An 18,545-nucleotide genomic window follows, 5' to 3' on the forward strand; every position below is an offset into this window, starting at 1 on the left:
GCAGATCCTGGATCGGCTCGGTGGCCAGTGCCCGCAGGACGTGCGCGTGGACAGCCGCGGCCCGGTCGGGCGCCGGGGCGCCGCCGGCCGCCGCGGCCAGCCGAGCGCCCGCTCCGCGGCCGCGCCAGGCCGGGTGGCGCGATGAGGGTCCGCCCGGTGCCGACCGCGGTGGCCGCGGTGGCGTGCCTGCTGTCCACCAGTGCGCTGACCCGGCTGTTCGACGGGACGATGTGGTGGTTCGGGCCGGTGCTGATCGCGGCTGTCGTGGCCGTCGCGACGGCAGCCGTCGGCCGGCAGCTCAGGCTGCCGCTCGGTGTCGGGCTCCTGCTCAACCTCGTCGGCCTCGTCGGCTGTCTGACGGTGCAGTGCGCGCGGGCCACCGCGGTGCTCGGGGTGCTGCCGACCCCCGAGACCGCGAGCACGCTGCGCGCGCTCATCGCGGACGGCGGCTCGGACATCTCCCGCCTGGCCACGCCGGTGCCGCACCGACCCGGCCTGGTGATCCTCACCGTCACCGGCGTCTACCTGACCGTCGTGGCCGTCGATCTGATCGTGGTCGCGCTGGAACGCCCGACGCTCGGGGGGCTGCCGCTGCTGGCCCTGTACGCGGTGTCCGCCGCGATCCTGCCGGGCGGGGTCGGGCTCGTGCCGTTCGTGCTGGGGGCGGTCGGCTTCGTGACGCTGATGGTGCTCGACGGCCGGATCGGCTTCGGCCGGTGGGGACGGTCGGTGCCCACCGCCCCCTGGCAGCTGGAGACCGGCCCGCCGGGTGGTCGGATCACCGTCTCCGCGCTCGGGGTGGCGCTCGCCGCGCTGCTGGTCGCGGTCGCGGTGCCGGCGGGCCTGCCCTCGCTCGACGGCACGGGCCTGGTGTCCCGCAAGGGTGGCTACGGCGCCGGGGACGGGCCGAGTTCGGCCAGCGTCGTGCAGCCGATCGTCTCGGTCAGCCAGCAGCTGCACGCCGACACCGAGGTCCCGTTGCTCAGCGTGCGCACGGACACGCCGCGGTACCTGCGCCTGACGGCGCTGGAGAACTTCGACGGCCAGCTGTTCACCCTGCGGGCGCTCAACGCCACCCGGGACAACCGCGTCAGCCGCGGGCTGCCGAAGCCGGACATCGCGGGCGGCACCGTCGAGACGACCGCCACCATCACCGTGACCGATCGCTTCAAGGAGCTCTACCTCCCGGTTCCCGGCACCCCCACCAAGATCAAGGGGCTGGTCGGCGACTGGCGACTCGCCGCACCGACCAACACGATCTTCTCCACCCGCACCTCCACCGCGGGCGCGCACTACGAGGTCGACGCGGTCGCGCCGAATCCCACCCAGGCCGAGCTGGTGGCCTCCTCCGGTCCGGTACCGGCCGACCTGGCCGTCGACACCGCGCTGCCCTCGAACCTCGACCCCCGGCTGCGCCAGCTCCTGAACACCATCACCCGCAACGCCCACACCCCGTACGAGCGGGTGTACGCCATCCAGGAGTACCTGCGCGGGCCGCCGTTCGTCTACGACCTGGACGGCGCTCCGACGACGCAGGAGGGCGCGCTCTCCACGTTCCTGTTCGACAAGCACGTCGGGTACTGCGAGCAGTTCGCCTCGGCGATGACGGTCCTGGTCCGGCTGCTCGGAGTCCCGGCGCGGGTCGCGATCGGCTTCGTGCCCGGTGAGCGGCAGGCGGACGGCAGCTACCTGGTCACCAACCGGCAGGCGCACGCCTGGCCGGAGGTGTGGTTCCCGTCGACCGGCTGGGTGAGCTTCGAGCCGACCCGACGGTCGGACGGGGCGACCGCGGCTCCGTCCTACGCCCCCGCCGGCGCCGCTGATCCCGACTCGCTGCCCGCGCCGGGATCGGACAGCGAGGCCACGCCCGCGCCGGCGCCGGGATCCGAGCCGGTGCCCGTGCCCACCACCGGTCCGACTCCCGGATCCGCCGCGTCCCAGGCGCCCACCACCAACGGCACCGACACCAGCGCCGCGCCCAGCCTACCCGGCTGGGCGATCGTTCTGATCGTGGCCGCGGTCCTGGTCCTGGTGCTGCTGGCCGTGCCCGCGACGCTGCGGATACGGCGCCGCCGCGGCCGGTTGCGACCCGTCCGGGGCGGCGGGACCCCTGCCGACGGCCGGCAGTCCGCGGAGCAGGTGCACCTGGCCTGGACGGAACTGCTGGACGTCGCCGCCGATCTCGGGGTGACCATCCGGCCCAGCGACTCGCCGCGAGCCGGCGTGGCCCGGCTCGCCGCCTACCTCGACGCCGAGCCGGCGGACGGTCTGTCCGATGCCGTCCCGGACGACGCCGCGGCGACGACGTTCCCCGAAGCTCGCGCGGCCCTCGGCCGGCTGGCGGCCGCGGAGGAACGGGCCCGCTACGCCCCGCCGGAGCTGGTCGACGTGCCAGCGCCGACCGAGGTGACCCGGGATGTGTCCGTCGTCGCTGGCGTCCTGTGGTCGGTGGCGCCGCGGAGCCGGCGGATCATCGGCCAGATCATGCCGCCGTCGGTGTGCCGCCGCGGCGGGGTCGACCAGCGCGACGCCGGGGCGGCTGCCGCCCGGTTCCGATGGGCCGCCCTCGGCCGGCGCCGTGACCGCGACGAGTCCGTCGGGGACGCGGACCCGAGCGATCGTGGAGCGCGGGACCAAGCCCAGGCCCAGGCAGCGCAGGACCGGGAACCGGTCGGTTCGGGCTCCCGGCCGACCGGCCGCTAGGCGGCCTCTCCCGGCGGTCGGTGGCGGACAGCGCGCTGGCTCGCAGCGAACGGCTCGCAGCGGACGGCGGCAGTGCGCTCGTGGCGACCGAAGCTCACGGCAGGTCGACACGTCGCTCGCGGCTCGGCGCAGGCCGGAAGGGCCGCGGTGGTCTTTCTATACGACTTCGTGTCCGATGTGTCCGTACAGCGCGACCATCAGGCCCCCGTCGCGGCCGGTCGGCCGCGAGCGGAGCGTGGTCAGGGGCGGTCTTCCCAGCGGCGCCGCCAGCGCTCCTCGACCCGTTCCATGAACGGCGCCTTCGTCCGGGGACGGGCTCTCCCCCGGCCGCGGCCACCTGGCCGGCCGGCCGTCTCCCGGCCACTGATCCGGCGCAGGTCCGCGGCTCCCCGCAACGCCGCGAACAGCATCATCAGGAAGCCGAGGATGCCCAGGATGACGGTGAGGGGCACCCGGTTGAGCACCACGCCGACAACCAGGACCGCGAGGCCGAGCAGGAAGACGACGGCGCTACGCCGCACCCGGCGCAGCAGGTAGGTACGAGGGTCCGTCGACCGCACGGCGCTGGCGAACTTCGGATCATCCTCGACGAGAGCGCGCTCGATCTGCTCCAGAAGGCGCTGCTCGTTCTCCGAGAGCGGCATCGACGCTCCTCTCACGACCGCAGGCCCGCGAGGACGGGCCTGGCAACCAAGAATAGGCGTGCATGGGCGAGCGCGGTAGGCAACCCGTCATGCCGGGGTCAACCGCGCCATTCCCCTCACCTCTTCCGGTTCCCACGCCGCAGGCGTTCATGCCCTCGCAGCCCCGTTCCCACCCGCGCCGGGCGGCCCACCCGAGCCGCGCTGGCCACCCGAACCGCGCTGGCCGATCAGCGATGCCGGGCCGACCGCCGCAGCGCCGAAACGCGCCCGCGCACGGTCGGCGACCCGCTCCAGCTCCGTCCACCCCTCGGGCCGCTCGCCGAGCAGCAACTGCCGGGGACCGGCCTCGCCGAGGTTGCTGGCGCGCACACCCAACAGCCGCACCATCGTGTCCTCCGCGCCCGGCGGCGGCCCGCCACCCGACGCCCGGTGAACGCCCAGCAGGCCAAGGTCGGCGACCAGGCCGACGGATGTCGCGTAGATGGTCTGGGAGACATCGGTGGAATCGCGCAGTGTCCGGGACCGGGTGATGGTCCGAAAGTCGGCGAAGCGCACCTTCACCGAGATCGTCCGGGCGGTCCGTCCGCGGTGACGCAGCTGCGCGGCCACCCGACCGGACAGCCGCAGCAGTTCCCGGGCCAGCACCGCCGGGTCGCCGACATCGGTGGGAAAAGTGCGCTCGGCACCGATGGTGACGTCCGTCCCGCCGGGGTCCACCTGCCGTTCGTCGATCCCCCAGGCCAGTCGATGCAGGTGAGCGCCGGCCGCGTCGCCGAGGGCGCGGCGCAACGTGTCGACGGGGGTACCCGCGATGTCCCCGATCGTGCGTAGCCCCAGGCGGGTCAGGACCGCCTCCGCCCGGGGGCCAACCCCCCACAGGGCCCCCGTCGGGAGTGGATGCAGGTAGGCGAGCACCTGGTCGGGGGGCACGACCGCCAGTCCGTCCGGCTTGCACCGGGTTGACGCGATCTTCGCGACGAACATCGAGGGGGCGACGCCGACCGAGCAGGTGAGGTCCTGCTCGGCGGCGCCGCGGCGCCGGATCGCCGCCGCGATCCGCGGTGGCGATCCGAACAGGGCCCGAGCCCCGGCGACGTCGAGAAACGCCTCATCCACCGACAGCGGCGCCACCAGCGGGGTGAAGTCCCGGAAGATCTTCATGATCTCCACCGAGGCCGCCCGGTACGCCGCGTGGTCCGGCGGGACGACGACCGCGGCCGGACACATCCGTCGGGCCCGGCCCATCGGCATCGCGCTGCGGACTCCGAAGGCCCGGGCCTCATAGGTCGCCGACAGCACGACTCCGCGCTCGCCGCCGGCCACGATCATCGGCCGGCCGCGCAGTTCCGGCCGCCGCCGCAGCTCCACCGAGGCGAAGAACGCGTCCATGTCGACATGCAGGATCGCGCTGTCAGCAGCCATCGACGCCCGCCCCGCCAAGCCCCGGCGGGCGCGGACCGCGGGTCAGCGGCCCACAACGAGACCGATGGCGACGCCGACTGCCAGCCCGCCCGCCGTCAGTCGCAGCACCCGCCGCAACCAGGCGTTGCGGCTGGCTGCGGCAAACGGCGCGGACCGCCGATAGATGCCGGGACGGCGGGTCCCGCCAGCACGGAGAAACATCGATGATCACCTGCTTCGTCACCTACAGCACCTCAAGAGATAACCGATAGTGAACGACCATCACGCTGCGTGCAACAGTGTGGGGCGGGATCACCGGAAGTCCCGGGATCGTTGGTGAACGGCGACCGGCAGCGCCCACATCCGCTCGGCGATCACGTTGGTCACGTTGTCGGCCCGTTCGATGCGCCCCCGGATGACGAGAGCGGTCGCCGTTCGGGCCACCACCCGGTGGCGGGCCCAGAGCCCCGGCGAGCAGATCACGTTGACCAGGCCCGTCTCGTCCTCCAGGTTGACGAAGATGGTACCCCCGGCTGTCGCCGGGCGCTGGCGATGGGTGACGATCCCGGCGACCAGCACGCGGCGTCCCGCGTCGGCGTCCGACAGCCCGGCAGCGGTCGTCACTCCCCGCGCACGGAGCCGTTCCCGCAGGAACCGGGTGGGATAGCCGTCGGGGGTGATCCCGGTCGCCCAGAGGTCGGCCACCGATTCCTCGACCTCGGTCATCCCCGGCAGGTGCGGGGCGACCGCGGTGACATCCGCGCCGAAGACCATCCCGCCGAGGCGGTCCGGCCGGGCCTGGGCGACCGCGCCCGCCGCCCACAGCGCCTCGCGCCGGGCCAGCCCGAAACAGCCGAACGCCCCGGCGGTGGCCAGTGCCTCGACCTGGTCGACGGACAGGCCGACCCGACGGACGAGGTCGGCCATGTCGGTGTAAGGACCCCCGGCCGTCCGCGCGTCGACGATGCGGTGGGCGAGCTCCTCCCCCACCCGCCGGACCCCGGCCAACCCGAGCCGGACCCGCGGGTGGGAAGCGGCGTCGGCACCGTCCTCGACCAGACTGGCCGGGGCCGCGGAGGCGTTGACGTCCGGGCGCAGCACCTCGACCCCGTGCCGGCGGGCGTCGGCGACGAGGCTCTGCGGTGAGTAGAAACCCATCGGCTGCGCGTTCAGCAGCGCGGCGCAGAACACGGCCGGGTAGTAGAGCTTGATCCAGGAGCTGGCGTACACCAGGAACGCGAAGCTCACCGAGTGACTCTCGGGGAACCCGAAGTTCGCGAAGGCCGACAGCTTCGCGAACAGGTCGTCGGCCAGCTCGCCGGTGATGCCGCTGGCCGCCATCCCGGCGTGGAGCCGTTCCCGCAGCCGCTCGATACGTTCCGCGGACCGCTTGGAACCCATCGCCCGGCGCAGCTCGTCCGCCTCGGCCGCGGAGAACCCGGCGATGTCGATCGCCATCTGCATGAGCTGTTCCTGGAACAGCGGGATGCCCAGGGTCTTCGCCAGTGACCGGCGCAGCAGCGGATGCGGGTAGGTCACCTCCTCCACCCCGTTGCGGCGGCGGATGTAGGGATGGACCGAACCGCCCTGGATCGGGCCGGGCCGGATCAGCGCCACCTCGATCACCAGGTCGTAGAAGCGCCGGGGCCGCAGCCGGGGCAGCGTCGCCATCTGCGCGCGGCTCTCCACCTGGAACACGCCGATCGAGTCGGCCGCGCAGAGCATGTCGTAGACGGCGGGGTCCTCCGGGGGGATCAGCGACAGGTCGAGATCGCGCCCGTGGTGCTCGCGGATGAGGTCGAACGCCTTGTTCAGCATCGCGAGCATGCCGAGACCGAGCAGGTCGAACTTCACCAGGCCGGCGGCCGCGCAGTCGTCCTTGTCCCACTGGATCACCGTCCGCCCGGGCATGCGGGCCCACTCGACCGGAACCACCTCCCCGACCGGCCGGTCGCAGATCACCATGCCGCCGGAATGGATGCCCAGGTGCCGGGGGAACCCGAGCAGCTGCTCGGACAGCTGGGTCACCGCGGGCGGGATGTCGTGCTCCGCGCCGCTCGCGCCGGCCGGCCCGGCGCCCGGCAGCGACCACCGGTCGAGCTGACGGGACCAGGCGTCCTGCTGGCCCGGGGAGAAGCCCAGCGCCCTGGCGATGTCCCGGACCGCCGACCGGGGCCGGTAGGTGATCACGTTGGCCACCTGGGCGGCCCGGTCCCGCCCGTAGCGCCGATAGACGTACTGGATCACTTCCTCGCGGCGCCCGGACTCGATGTCGAGGTCGATGTCGGGTGGCCCGTCCCGCTCCGGCGCGAGGAAGCGTTCGAACAGCAGGCCGAAGGAGACCGCGTCGACCCCGGTGATGCCCAGGGCGTAGCAGACGGCGGAGTTCGCCGCCGAGCCCCGCCCCTGGCAGAGGATCCGGTGCCGGCGGCAGAACTCGACGATGTCGTGGACGATGAGGAAGTAGCCGGGGAAGCCGAGCTGCTCGATCATCGTCAGCTCGTGGGTGAGCTGGTCGTAGGCACCGGCGACCCGTTCTCGCCCGGCCGGGCCATACCGGCGCGCCGCCCCCTGTATGGTGAGCAGCCGCAGCCAGCTCGCCTCGGTGTGCCCCGGCGGGACGGGGAAGTCGGGCAGCCTCGGCGCGACCAGGCGCAGGTCGAAGGCGCATTCGGCGCCGATCCGCGCGGCCTGCTCCACCGCGCCGGGGTAGCGGGTGAACCGGGAGGCCATCTCCGCCCCGGACCGCAGGTGGGCGGTGCCCGCGGCCGGTAGCCACCCGTCCATCTCCTCCAGGCTGCGCCGGGCCCGCACCGCGGCCATCGCCGCCGCGAGCCGGGCCGCGCCGGGCGCGGCGTAGTGGACGTTGCCGGTCGCCACCAGCGGCAGCCCGGCGGCGCGGGCCAGCTCGGCGAGAGCGTCGTTGCGGGCCGCGTCCAGCGGGTGAGAATGGTCGGTGATCTCCACCGCCACGTTGTCCCACCCGAACAGTTCCGCCAGGCCGGCCAGGGCCGCCCCGGCCGCCGCGGCGCCGCCGTCGGCGAGAGCTCGGGGAACCGTGCCCTTGCGGCATCCGGTGAGCACCTGCCAGTGCCCCCCGGCCGCCCGCGCGCAGGACTCCAGATCGGCCACCAGCCGGCCCTTCTCCCCGCCGGCCAGGTGGGCGTCGGACAGCAGCCGCGACAGCCGCCGGTAGCCCTCGGGATCACGGGCGAGAACGAGAAGATGTTCGCCGCCCGGGTCGGTCTCGCCCGCGCGGGCGCCCGGGGCGCCGAGGGAGATCTCCGCGCCGAACACCGTTCGCAGCCCCACCTCCCGGGCGGCCTCCGCGAACCGGACGACGCCGTAGAGCCCGTCGTGATCGGTGAGGGCGAGCGCCGACAGTCCCAGTCGCACCGCCTCTTCCACGAGGTCCTCCGGCTGGCTGGCGCCGTCCAGAAAACTGAACGCGGAATGGCAGTGCAGCTCCGCGTAGGGCGCCGTCCCGCCCTGCGCCGCGCGCAGCCCCGCCCGCGGGCGGTAGGGGGCCCGCCGGCGCGACCAGGCCGGGCTGTCCCCACCGTCGCCGACGGGAGCTGGTGAGCCCACCGGCCCGCGCGGCACCACCGGGTCAGTCATAGGACGCCTCCACCCACCAGCACCCGCTCGCGACCGCGAGCAGATACGCCTGTCCCTCCTCGACACTGAGCTGGAAACGGGCCCGCCGCCGGGCGTCGGTCTCCCACCAGCGTTCGTCGACCGGCCACGGCCCCGTCCACCCGGTCACCGCCATCAGCGAGCCCGGACCGATCGCCAGCCGCGCGGGCGGCGCCGTGAGCGCGCACCGGGCGCTGACCCCCACCGGCTCGCCGTCGGCGTCGAGGACGCTGGCCGCCAACGGCGGCCGGTGCACGAGGGTCGGCGCCGGGGCCGGCAGTACTCCGGGCCATGGCTGGTCCAGACCGGTGCCCACCCGGGGCTCACCCCACGGCACCAGCCGGATCCGGTCCGCGGGATCGCGCCCGCCGGCGGGCACCGCGGTGAGGACCGCGTCCGGGCCGAGCAGTCCCTGCACCCGGGTGAGCGCTCGGGCGACCCGGCCGGCGGCCGCGCCCGGCTCCCCCCACAGCCCGAGCTGACGGCCGTCCGCGGGCAGCAGACCGACAGGTTCGACGCGGAGCCGGACCAGGCCCGCCGTCGGCCGCGCCACCTCGATGCCGATCAACCAGCCATCGAGCTGCCAGCGCACTCGATCCGTGATGGCCGCAGCGGACAGCGGGCCGTCGTGGCGCCAGGTCCGACCATGGCTCTCACCGCCGTCGGTGTCCGCCTCGATCCGGATCCCGGTGCAGGCCAGGCCGTGCGCGCGGAGCAGGTCGTGCGCCTGTTCGGCGAGGCGGCGCGCGGCGAAGGCGCCCTGCTCGGCCCGCTCCGCCGGTGGGTCGAACGCGGTGACGACGCCCAGGTCGACGGGCCGCTCCCGGGCCACCGCCAGCCGGGGATCCGCGCCGCGGGCGAGACGGTGCGCCCAGCCGCCAGCCGGGCCGAACCGAGCGGCGACGTCGGCAGCCGGCAACGCGGCGAAACTGCCGAGGGTGACCAGGCCCAGCCGACGCAGCAGATCGACGAGCGCGTCGTCGTCGAGCAGGTCGACGGGCAGCGGCGCCAGGAAGGCAGCGGTCCCCGCCGGGGGAACAACGATGTCGGTCCGGGCGGCGACGCCGGCCGCGAACGGCCCGTCGGCCACGCCGATCCCGCAGCGCGGCAGCGCCCGCGCCGACTCGGCGCCGGCCTGGCCGGCCAACCGGTCCGCCGCCGGCCAGGCCACCGCCAACGCGCGACGGACCTCGCCGACGGCCGCTTCCTCCCCGCCGAAGTACCGGGCCGCGCCGCGGATCGGCACGACGCACTCCCCCGGTCCACGCACCTCGACTCCGGGGATCACGGACTCGACCGCGACCACCAGGGGCTCGAAGACCCGGGCGGAGCGGCCGGGGTCGTCCGGCTCCAGAACGATCCCGGGACAGCGGGCCTGTGCCTCCCGGCGGCGCAGGCCGGGACCGATCCCGAGCGCGCGGGCGGCGGGGGTCGCGGCGACGACCCGGCCGGCGGCCAGCACCGCGGCGGGCAGCTCCGCCGCCGCACCGGCGGCGGCGACCGGCCAGTCCGGGTAGTGCACGGCGAGCATGCGGACCGACATCGTCAGGCCACCTCGATCGGACGGATCCGCGCCGCGCCGGCCTCGCCCAGGTCGGGAGCGGCCGAGGGGAGCGGCTCTCCCGTGCCGGACAGCCACGCGCGCCGCGGTCGCCGCGCCGCGCCGCGCCCGGACACCTCCACCAGCAGGTTGGCGGCTCGTACCTGACCGTGCCCGGCGCCGAGGCCCTCCCAGCGCCGTTCGACCGCGGTCACCCGCAGGTCGGCGGCCTCCCAGTCGCCCACGGCGACCAGGCCGGTTCCCCGTTCCCGCGCCCGCGCCGTGAGCCGCCGGCCGTCCGCCGGCCGGGACCGGGCCGGCGGGCACACGACCACGATGTCCATCGCGGCGAGCAACGCGGCCACGACCACCGGCCCGCGCGGGCCCGGCCCCGGGATCAGGGCGAGCCGCTCCAGCGCGATCCCCGTCGCGGCGGCGGCAAGCAGGCCGAGCTGGGCGAAGCCCACCACCGCGCACCAGGCGCCTGCCTGGGAGGGTCCACTCAGCAGCGTCAGCAGCAGCGAGGCGGATCCGCTGACACCGACGGTCGTCCCTCGGCGCAGCCCCGCCTCCGGCAGGATCGCGGCGAGGGCGGAGACCACCGGCAGCAGGCGAACATCCCCCGCCCGCCGGGCCGGGCCCCGGGCAACCTCCTGCAGGGCGGCCAGCGCCACCGGACTCGCCACGGCCCGCTAGCCCCGGCCCGGCGGGACGATCCCCGCCAGGCTGTCGGCGGCGACGGCGAGCACCTGCTGGGAGGGCAACCCCAGCGCGCCCTCGACGACACCGATGAACAGGCCGACCTGACGGATCAGATCGTCGGCCTCCCGCCGGCCCACCACGCTCAGGCCGGCCTCGGCGGCCGCCCGCCCGCCGGCGCCGGCCGCGAAGAAGTCCGCCCATTCGGCGAGCTCGGGCGCCACCCGCACGAGCAGGCACCAGGCGCTGACCGGCCGGCCCCGACGGCCGGGCCGGGGACGCGCCCGGTCCGCCAGCACGGCGGCGGCCGCCCGCAGCGCGGCGAGATGGGCGAGGGCGTACCGCTCCCCGGCGCGGGGGGCGTACTCGGCCTCACCGAGACCACGCCGGGCGGCGGCGAGCAGCTCGTCCCGGGAGCGGTGGGGCAGCCCCGCGGCGGGCAGCAGGGCCCGCCCCGGCGACCCGGCGGGGGCACCAGGCCCGGCGGACATGCCTTCCACCCGAGCGGCTCCGCCCCCGGAACCCATGCCGTTGACAGGTCGATCCACGACGGCCACAACACCCTCCCGGCATCGAACACAGGTTCGAACATCTCGGAAGGTAGCCCGCGCGCGGCCGGGCCGTCAAACGCCCCGCTCAGCGAACACCTGAGCGAAGCGCCGGCGGCCGGGAACACTCGAGCAGGCGGATGAACCAGCCCAGCACCAGCAGGCCCACCAGGTCGGGCACCCCGCCCGGCCGTGGGTCCGGGGCATCCCCCCGACAGGTATCCCCCGGACCCGCGCCCAGCACCCGGTCCGCCCGGGTGGTCGGCGGCTCGGGCAGGTCCAGGCCGGCGATGACCAAGGCCGTCCCGTCCAGCGCGAACCGAATGATGTTGGCGCCGCCCGGCGCCACCAGGCCGCTGGCGAACACGGCGCGGGTCGGTTCGAGCCAGCGCAGCACCGTCCCGTCCGCCAGCCGGACCCGACCCCCGGCACGACCGGGGATGAAGGCCGCGACAGGCACCCGCCCCATCGGCTCGACGAGGCGCACCCCCCGGCCGTCGAGATCCGCCTCCAGCACGAACGGCCGCCGGGCCGCCATCAGCTCGACCCGCCCCCGGCGCGCCCAGTCGGCGAGCACCGCGTCCTCGTCGGTCTCGACCCACAGCTGTCGGATCGCGTTGCCCCGTCCCCCGGTCGCGTCCCGAAAGGCCAGCTCGTGTGGCAGTCCGCCGGCCCGCCGGGGCAGGCCGGCCGGCTCGGCCGACCGATCCCCCGACGGCCGCACACCCGGCTCAGCCGTCCTGACACCAGCCGCTGCAACACCGGCCGTTGCGGCCCCGGGCGCCCCGGCCGCCCCGGCCGCCCCGGCCGGCGAGATCTCGGCGAACAGCAGCCCCCCGGCCGTCGACGGCCCGGGCGCGGGCCCGTCCGCCGCGGCCGGACCGGCCGGCGGCCGAGACGCGTCCGCCGCCTCCCACACCGCCCCGGTTCCCAGGCCCGCCAGGACCGACGTCGTCGTCGGGCCGGTCCGCGTCGGCACGCGTCCCCGCGCCCCGGGCCGCCGCGGCAGGATCCTCGCCATCGCGATCGCCATCTGTCCGCCACCTCCGTACCGCCACCGGCCGTCTGCCGGTCACCCGTCCCCGGGCTTTCGGTTCTCGTTGGTGTCCAGTGCACCGCGGCGGGATCAACAACCAGTACCCACCGGTTCACCGCCGCCGTTGAACGACCGTTGAGAGTCCCGACGGAGGATCTGTCCGCGCCGGTGTCACCGAGAGCGCCGGCGCCGGGTGCTCCGGGTACGGACGCTGACGCGGAGACGACAGGCGCCCAGCCGGATCGGTGGTTGCCGACCCCTCCCCTCCGGGCGCACGCTGCGATAAACACTCATCACCCGGGGTCGCGCCGGCAGTCGGAACCCGGCGACGAGAGGACCAGATGCCCGCCCGCGACAGCCTGCAGTTCGCCATCCTCGGTCCGCTGGAGGTCACCGCGGCGGGGCGGCAGATCGTGCTGCGCGGACCCCAGCGCAGGTGGCTGATGACGGTCCTGCTGCTCGAGGCCGGCCAGGTCGTGCCCGCGCACCGGCTGCTGGACGCGCTGTGGGGACAGGCCCCGCCGGACGGGGCGATGGCGACCCTGCGCACGCACGTCAGCGAGCTGCGCCGCCAGCTGGAGGACGGCCCCGAGCTGCGCGTGCTGCTGCGCAAGGGCCCCGGTTACCTCCTCGACATCCGCCCGGAGCAGATCGACGCCGAGCGGGCGCGGCGCCTGCTGGCGCAGGGCCGCCGGGCGGTGGACGACGGCGACGCGGTCAGCGCGATCGCCCCGCTGCAGGAGGCCCAGTCCCTGTGGCGCGGGCCGGCGCTGGCGGACGTGGCCGATCACCCGTTCGCGCACGCCTACCTGGAAGCGTTCAACGAGCTGCAGCTCGACGTGTTCAAGACGCGGATCGCCGCGGACCTGTGTCTCGGCCGGCACCGGGAGGTCATCGGCGACCTGCGGCTGCGGGTGGCGCGTCATCCGCACGACGACGGGCTGTGCCGGCAGCTGGTCCTCGCCCTCTACCGCGACGGCCGGATCGACGATGCCGCCCGGGCGTGCCGCGACGGTCTGGCGGCCCGCCACGAGCTGGGGCTGGACTCCCCCCTGCTGCGGGAGTTGCAGGAGGACGTGCTGCGCGGGGCGCCCGGGCTGGACTGGGCCCCGCCCCGGTCGCTGGAGCGCCACCCGCCGGTCGCGCCCACCGGCGGGGGCGGTCAGCAGCTGCCCCCGGACGTGCCCGAGTACACCGGGCGGGACACCCTCCAGAAGCAGACACACGCCCTGCTCACCGACTCCGAGGCCCTGTCCGGAGGGACGGTGACCGCGGCCTTCGCCGGCAAGGCGGGCGCGGGCAAGACGGCCCTGGCCGTGCACATCGCGCACCGGGTTCGCGCGGGCTTCACCGACGCGCTGTACGTCGACCTGCGTGGCACCAGCGAGCCGCTGGAGCCGACGCGGGTGCTGGCCCGGTTCGTCCAGGCGCTCGGGGTGAGCCGGGCGGCGGTACCGACCGACCCGGACGACCTCACCGAGATGTACCGGGACCTGGTGGCCACTCGTCGGGTCCTGATCATCCTGGACAACGCCGCGGGCGAGGCGCAGATCCGCCCGTTGATGCCGGCCAGCCCGGGCAGCGCTGTGATCATCACCAGCCGGTCCCGGCTGCACGGGCTGGCGGTGACGCCGCGGATGGTCGACCTGCTCATCCCCAGCGACGCGGTGGAACTGCTGACCAAGGTGGTCGGCGAGCGCCGGGTGGCGGCGGAGCCGGCGGCGGCCCGCGACATCGTCGGGATGTGCGGTTACCTGCCGCTGGCGATCCAGATCGCCGGGCGCAAGCTGGCCGCGCACCCGCACTGGCGGTTGGAGCGCGTCGCCAGCCGGCTCACCGACGAGCGGGACCGGCTGTCCTTCCTGGAGGTCGGCGACCTGGAGATCCGGGCGAGTTTCACGCTGAGCTACGTCGGGCGGCCGCCTGACGAGCAACGCGCGTTCCGCCTGCTGTCGCTGCCCGCCGTCAACGACTTCGCGCCGTGGGCGGCGGCCGCGGTCCTCGACCTCGACCTCGACGAGGCCGAGGACGTCGTGGACCGGCTCGCCGAGGCCCAGTTGCTGGAGCGGCGCGGCGTCGACCCGGCCGGGGCCGAGCGTTACCGCTTCCACGACCTGTTGCGGGTCTTCGCCCGTGAGCGGGAGACCGGGGTCGGCACCGGCATCGGCACGCCGTCGGGTCGGCACGGGCCCGAAGGTGGCGCCGCCGGCGGCGTCGCGGAACTCCGGCACGCCCCGGACGCTGCGCTCCCGGCGCCGTCCCCCACGTTGTCCGACGAACACCGAGCGGCGCTGAGCCAGCTCCTGTACGCCTATCTGGTGATGCTGCGTAAGGCGGTCGACACCTTCAGCCCCGGACGGGTGCGGGCCGTGCCCGTCGGGCCGGGCGAGGACGCCGCGTTCGAGACGACGGCCGCCCGTTTCACCGCCGGGGGTCCGGCCGCCATCGTTCACCGGCCGCTGGTCTGGTTCGCCGCGGAGCGGTCGAACCTGCTCGCGCTCATCGAGCAGGCCTACGCGGCCGGGCTGGACCAGCCGACCTGGCTGCTCGCCGCCGAGGCCGTCGATTTCTACGCGTTCGGGGCGCACTGGGCCGACTGGGCGCGGACCCACGAACTGGGCCTGGCGGCCGCCCGCCGGGCCGGTCACCGGGTCGCCGAGGCGGAGCTGCTCGCCAATCTCGGGGAGCGGGAGATCCTGCTGACCTTCGAGGAGGCGTTCTGGCGGCTGGACGCGCCCGGCACGGACCCCGACGGCGAGCCCGCGGTGGCCGTCGACCGGGGCGCCCCCGGGCGCCTGGCGCTGGCCACGGAGCGGTTCGAGCGGGCCCGGGCGCTGCTCGCCGGGGGCGGGGAGGACCTGGCCGCGGCGCGTGCGGTGCGCGGGCTCGCGGACGCCTGCCGGGGTCGGGGCGAGCAGGCCGAGGCGCTGGCGTCCTTCGAGGCGCGCCTCGCGACGATGCGCCGGGCGGGCGCCCGGCGCGCCGAGGCGGAGACGCTGGTGGGTCTCGCGATGGCCTACGGCGATCGCGGGGAGCTCGCGGAGGGCATCGCCTGCCTGACGACGAGCCTGTCGATCGCCCGCGAGCTCGGCAACCGCCCGCTGGAGGCGCTGGCCCAGCGCCGCCTCGGTGATCTCTATCGCCACCAGCACCGGCCGGAACAGGCGCTGACCGCGTACAACGAGAGCCTGCCGCTGCTGGCCGAGGTACCCGACCCGTTGTGGGAGCCGCGGGTGCTGGTCCGCCGCGGCGACATCCTGGCCCAGCTGGACGACCATCCCGCGGCCCGGCGGTCCTGGCAGCAGGGCGTCACCCTGCTGCGCCAGCGGCGCTCGCCGGAGCTGACCGCGGCCGAGCGGCGCCTCGCCGAGCCGGTCACCGCCGAGCCGACGCAGTTCACCGGTGGGCGGCTGCTCGGTGCCTTCGACCCGGCCTACTTCATCGGCCGGGTCGCCTCCGCCCGCCGCAGCGTGCGGCTGCTGAACACCTGGACGGACCTGGCCTGCCCGCCGCACGACGACGCCTTCGCCGCCGCGGTCCGCGCGGCGCTCGACGCCGGCGCGATCGTCCAGATCCTGCTCCTGGACCCCGACTCGCCGGCCGCGGCGGCCCGCTCGGCGGACCTGGCCCACCGGATCGACGTCGGCGCCGAGATCCGGGCGAACATGCGCACGCTGGACTCGTTGCGGGGACGGCTCGACCCCGTCCTGCAGTCGCGGCTGGCCGTGCGGCTCTACGCGGAGCAACCGCTGACGACCTACCACCGCTGGGACACCGGCGCGCTGGTGTCGAGCTTCCCGGTCGGGGTGTCCTCCGCGGCCGTCACCCAGCACGAGGCGACGATCTCCTCGACGCTCGTCCAGTTCGTCGAGCAGCACTTCGACCGGCTGTGGGGCCCGCAGGGCAGCATCTCCCTGGACGACTACCTCCGGGTGCCGCTGCGCGTCAGCCCGACGGGCGCCGGCGAGACGGACGTCCGCTGCGAGTACGTGCTTCTCGACGGGGTGGTGTACCTCTCCTGCCCCGAGCTCACCGAGCTGCTGCGCCACGGCGGTCCGGACGCCCTGGTCACCTCGGTGGCCGACGGGCAGCATCCACTGGCCGACGTCGGGCGGTGCCGGGTGGTGCCGCTGCGGGGTGACAACGGTGGCGGCGTGGCGGCGGTCTTCGCCCGAAAGTACGGCGGCGCCCGGGACGACCTGCTACGACTGGCATCGGCGCGGAGTTGACATCCTCCCTCGCCTGAAGGCGAGGGATTCCAACTCCTACACACCCACCAAGGGGGGTGCGGAAGGTTGAGGTTCGCGGTTCACAGGCCGCCTGTTGGCGTCGCCTCCCCGCGCAGTCACCCAGGTGGTCGCCCACTGATGTCCCAGGGCGATGTTGCGTGCCGCGTTCATGTCGGCGTTCGCCTGCTGCCCACAGGTCCGGCAGCGGAAGACGGCTTGGTTCTCCCGCGCCTCCGGGTCCCGGGTTCCGCAGATGTTACAGGTCAGCGACGTCCACGCGGGGTTGATTCTCTCGACGCGGCCGGGGGCTTTCTGTTCCAGGCGTTGGACGAGGAGTCCCCAGGCGTTCGCGAGGACACCCCGGTTCAGTCCGGCTTTCTGCCGGACGTTCCTGCCCGGCTCTTCGACCGTGCCCCGCGCCGAACGGGTCAGGTTCCGGATGTTCAGATCTTCGATGCGGATCACGTCGTACCGCCGGGCGAGATCGGTACTGGTCTTCTCGGCCCAGTCCTTCCGCCGGTCAACTTCCCGGGCTTTCACCCGGGCGATCCGGGCCTTGACCCGGGCCCCGCGGACACTGCCGCGTTGCACGCGAGCGAGCCGGCGTTGAAGCCGTCGCAGCCGTGCGACCTCAGTAGGTCGCAGCCCAGGACAGGACAGCTGCTCCCCACTGCTCAGGGCCGCGGACACGGTCACACCACGATCGACGCCGACCACCCGCCCCGTCCCGGGCGCCGGGATCGGCGCGGGCACGGCGGCGAACGCCACATGCCAGCGGCCCGCCCGATCCCGGGTGACCCGATACGACTTCGCGTCGGGAACGGCACGGGACCGGCGGAACCGCACCCAGCCAACCTTCGGCACACGCACCTCGGACCAGCGACGGTTGACCTGCCGCACATCCCCGGCCTTCACCGCGACGATCCGGAAACCCTCAGAGCGGCCACGCTTCCGAAAGCACGGTTTCCGATGGGAACCCCGGAAAAAATTGGCCATGGCAGTGGAGAAATCCCGCAGCGCCTGCTGCTGCACAATAATACTACCCGCCGCGAGCCAGCCGAAAGCCCGGCGCGCTTCGGTCAACTGCCGGTTCTGCTCTGCATAACCCGGCGCCGGCCCACGGCGAGGATTCCACCATGACTGCTGCTCCACCGCCAGGTTCCACACATAGCGCGCATTCCTGCAGTGGTTTTCCATCACGACCGCCTGACTGGCGGTCGGATAAAGCCGGTAGCGGGACATCGCATGATTCTACCGAAAGGATCCACCTATGCGTTCCAGCGTCGAGCGCTGTTTCCTCCCCGGCCTGAAGGCCGGGGCATCCACGGCACAAACCCGGTGAACGCAGCGAGTTCCCCGGTCCCGCTGGTGACCGTCGACTTCTGGCGGGTCCCCCGCCGCCGGGTCGGTCATGCCCTGGCGAGGATGGCGACCGACCGCGCGGCGCTGCGCGGGGTGTCCGGGCTGACCTTCGCCAGGATGCTGGGTACCGGCTCGGCCAGCAGCCTGGGCCTGCGCGGCGCCGATCCGTGCCAGTGGGCGATGCTCGGCGTCTGGCAGACCCCGTCGGCGGCCCGTTCGTTCGAGCGCTCCGCGCAGGTGCGGGCCTGGTCGGCGCTGGCCGAGGAACGCTGGCGCATCGATCTGCATCCGCTGTCCTCCCGGGGGCGGTGGTCCCAGCGGGAACCGTTCGGCGATCCGGCGGCGGCGAACCAGCCGGGTCCCGCGGGAGCCAAGATCGCGGTGATCACCCGGGCGCGGATCGCCGCCCGGCACTCCCTGACCTTCCGGCGGGCGGTCCCGCCGGTGGTCGCGGACCTCGCCGAGTCGGACGGCCTGCTGTTCGCCGCCGGGATCGGGGAGGCCCCGTTCGGCCTGAAGGGAACGTTCAGCCTGTGGCGGGACACCGCCGCGCTGCGCCGGTTCGCCTACGGCCGGCCGGCGCACAGCGAGGTCGTCCGGCGCACCCCGGAGGTGGGGTGGTACAGCGAGGAGCTGTTCGCCCGGTTCGCGGTGCTCGCCTCCCGGGGCACCCTCGGCGGACGCGACCCGCTGCTGGCGCTGGCGCCCGACCCCACGTTGACGGCGCGTTGACGATCACCGGCCGGT

At 74.7% G+C, this 18,545-nt stretch carries 11 protein-coding genes; 3 read left to right on the forward strand and 8 right to left on the reverse strand.

Features of this window, described 5'->3' with window-relative positions; genetic code table 11:
- Positions 1 to 156 precede the first annotated feature (156 nt).
- Positions 157 to 2,703, forward strand: a complete 2,547-nt coding sequence (locus MXD60_RS20360) for a transglutaminase TgpA family protein (protein WP_248820925.1) — start codon at positions 157 to 159, stop codon at positions 2,701 to 2,703.
- 239 nt (positions 2,704 to 2,942) lie between these two features.
- Here the strand turns inward: MXD60_RS20360 and MXD60_RS20365 are convergent, their stop codons facing one another.
- From MXD60_RS20365 to MXD60_RS20395, 7 genes are all read right to left on the reverse strand, one after another.
- Positions 2,943 to 3,347 (reverse strand): SCO2097 family morphological protein, encoded by a 405-nt coding sequence (locus MXD60_RS20365; RefSeq protein WP_248820926.1) that lies wholly within the window; start codon positions 3,345 to 3,347, stop codon positions 2,943 to 2,945.
- 147 nt (positions 3,348 to 3,494) lie between these two features.
- Positions 3,495 to 4,769 (reverse strand): DNA polymerase IV, encoded by a 1,275-nt coding sequence (gene dinB, locus MXD60_RS20370; RefSeq protein WP_248820927.1) that lies wholly within the window; start codon positions 4,767 to 4,769, stop codon positions 3,495 to 3,497.
- Between the two features lie 291 nt (positions 4,770 to 5,060).
- Entirely contained in the window at positions 5,061 to 8,366 is a 3,306-nt protein-coding gene (locus tag MXD60_RS20375; protein ID WP_248820928.1) for an error-prone DNA polymerase, read from the reverse strand.
- Positions 8,359 to 9,927, reverse strand: coding sequence for a DNA polymerase Y family protein (locus MXD60_RS20380; protein ID WP_248820929.1), 1,569 nt, complete (start codon positions 9,925 to 9,927; stop codon positions 8,359 to 8,361). The genes MXD60_RS20375 and MXD60_RS20380 overlap by 8 nt, the downstream gene beginning before the upstream one ends.
- Before the next feature lie 2 nt (positions 9,928 to 9,929).
- Positions 9,930 to 10,610 carry a DnaE2-dependent mutagenesis accessory factor ImuA' gene (gene imuA' / locus MXD60_RS20385; protein WP_248820930.1) on the reverse strand — a complete coding sequence of 227 codons (681 nt, stop codon included), beginning with the start codon at positions 10,608 to 10,610 and terminating at the stop codon, positions 9,930 to 9,932.
- 6 nt (positions 10,611 to 10,616) lie between these two features.
- The gene (locus tag MXD60_RS20390; RefSeq protein WP_248820931.1) at positions 10,617 to 11,114 is read right to left on the reverse strand and encodes an SAV_6107 family HEPN domain-containing protein; all 498 of its coding nucleotides are present in this window, start codon (positions 11,112 to 11,114) and stop codon (positions 10,617 to 10,619) included.
- Positions 11,115 to 11,259: 145 nt separating this feature from the next.
- The gene (locus MXD60_RS20395; protein ID WP_248820932.1) at positions 11,260 to 12,204 is read right to left on the reverse strand and encodes a hypothetical protein; all 945 of its coding nucleotides are present in this window, start codon (positions 12,202 to 12,204) and stop codon (positions 11,260 to 11,262) included.
- Positions 12,205 to 12,548: 344 nt separating this feature from the next.
- Between MXD60_RS20395 and MXD60_RS20400 the strand changes: the two genes are divergently transcribed.
- Positions 12,549 to 16,436, forward strand: coding sequence for an AfsR/SARP family transcriptional regulator (locus tag MXD60_RS20400; RefSeq protein WP_248820933.1), 3,888 nt, complete (start codon positions 12,549 to 12,551; stop codon positions 16,434 to 16,436).
- A 36-nt stretch (positions 16,437 to 16,472) separates the two neighbouring features.
- On the opposite strand, the gene MXD60_RS20405 is transcribed toward MXD60_RS20400, so the two are convergent.
- On the reverse strand, positions 16,473 to 17,678 hold the full coding sequence (locus MXD60_RS20405) for an RNA-guided endonuclease InsQ/TnpB family protein (RefSeq protein WP_248820934.1): 1,206 nt from the start codon (positions 17,676 to 17,678) through the stop codon (positions 16,473 to 16,475).
- A 96-nt stretch (positions 17,679 to 17,774) separates the two neighbouring features.
- On the opposite strand from MXD60_RS20405, the gene MXD60_RS20410 reads away from it, so the two are divergent.
- Entirely contained in the window at positions 17,775 to 18,530 is a 756-nt protein-coding gene (locus MXD60_RS20410) for a spheroidene monooxygenase (RefSeq protein ID WP_248820935.1), read from the forward strand.
- Positions 18,531 to 18,545 lie beyond the last annotated feature (15 nt).

It is taken from the genome of Frankia sp. AgB32 (assembly GCF_023243045.1).
Taxonomy (GTDB): domain Bacteria; phylum Actinomycetota; class Actinomycetes; order Frankiales; family Frankiaceae; genus Frankia.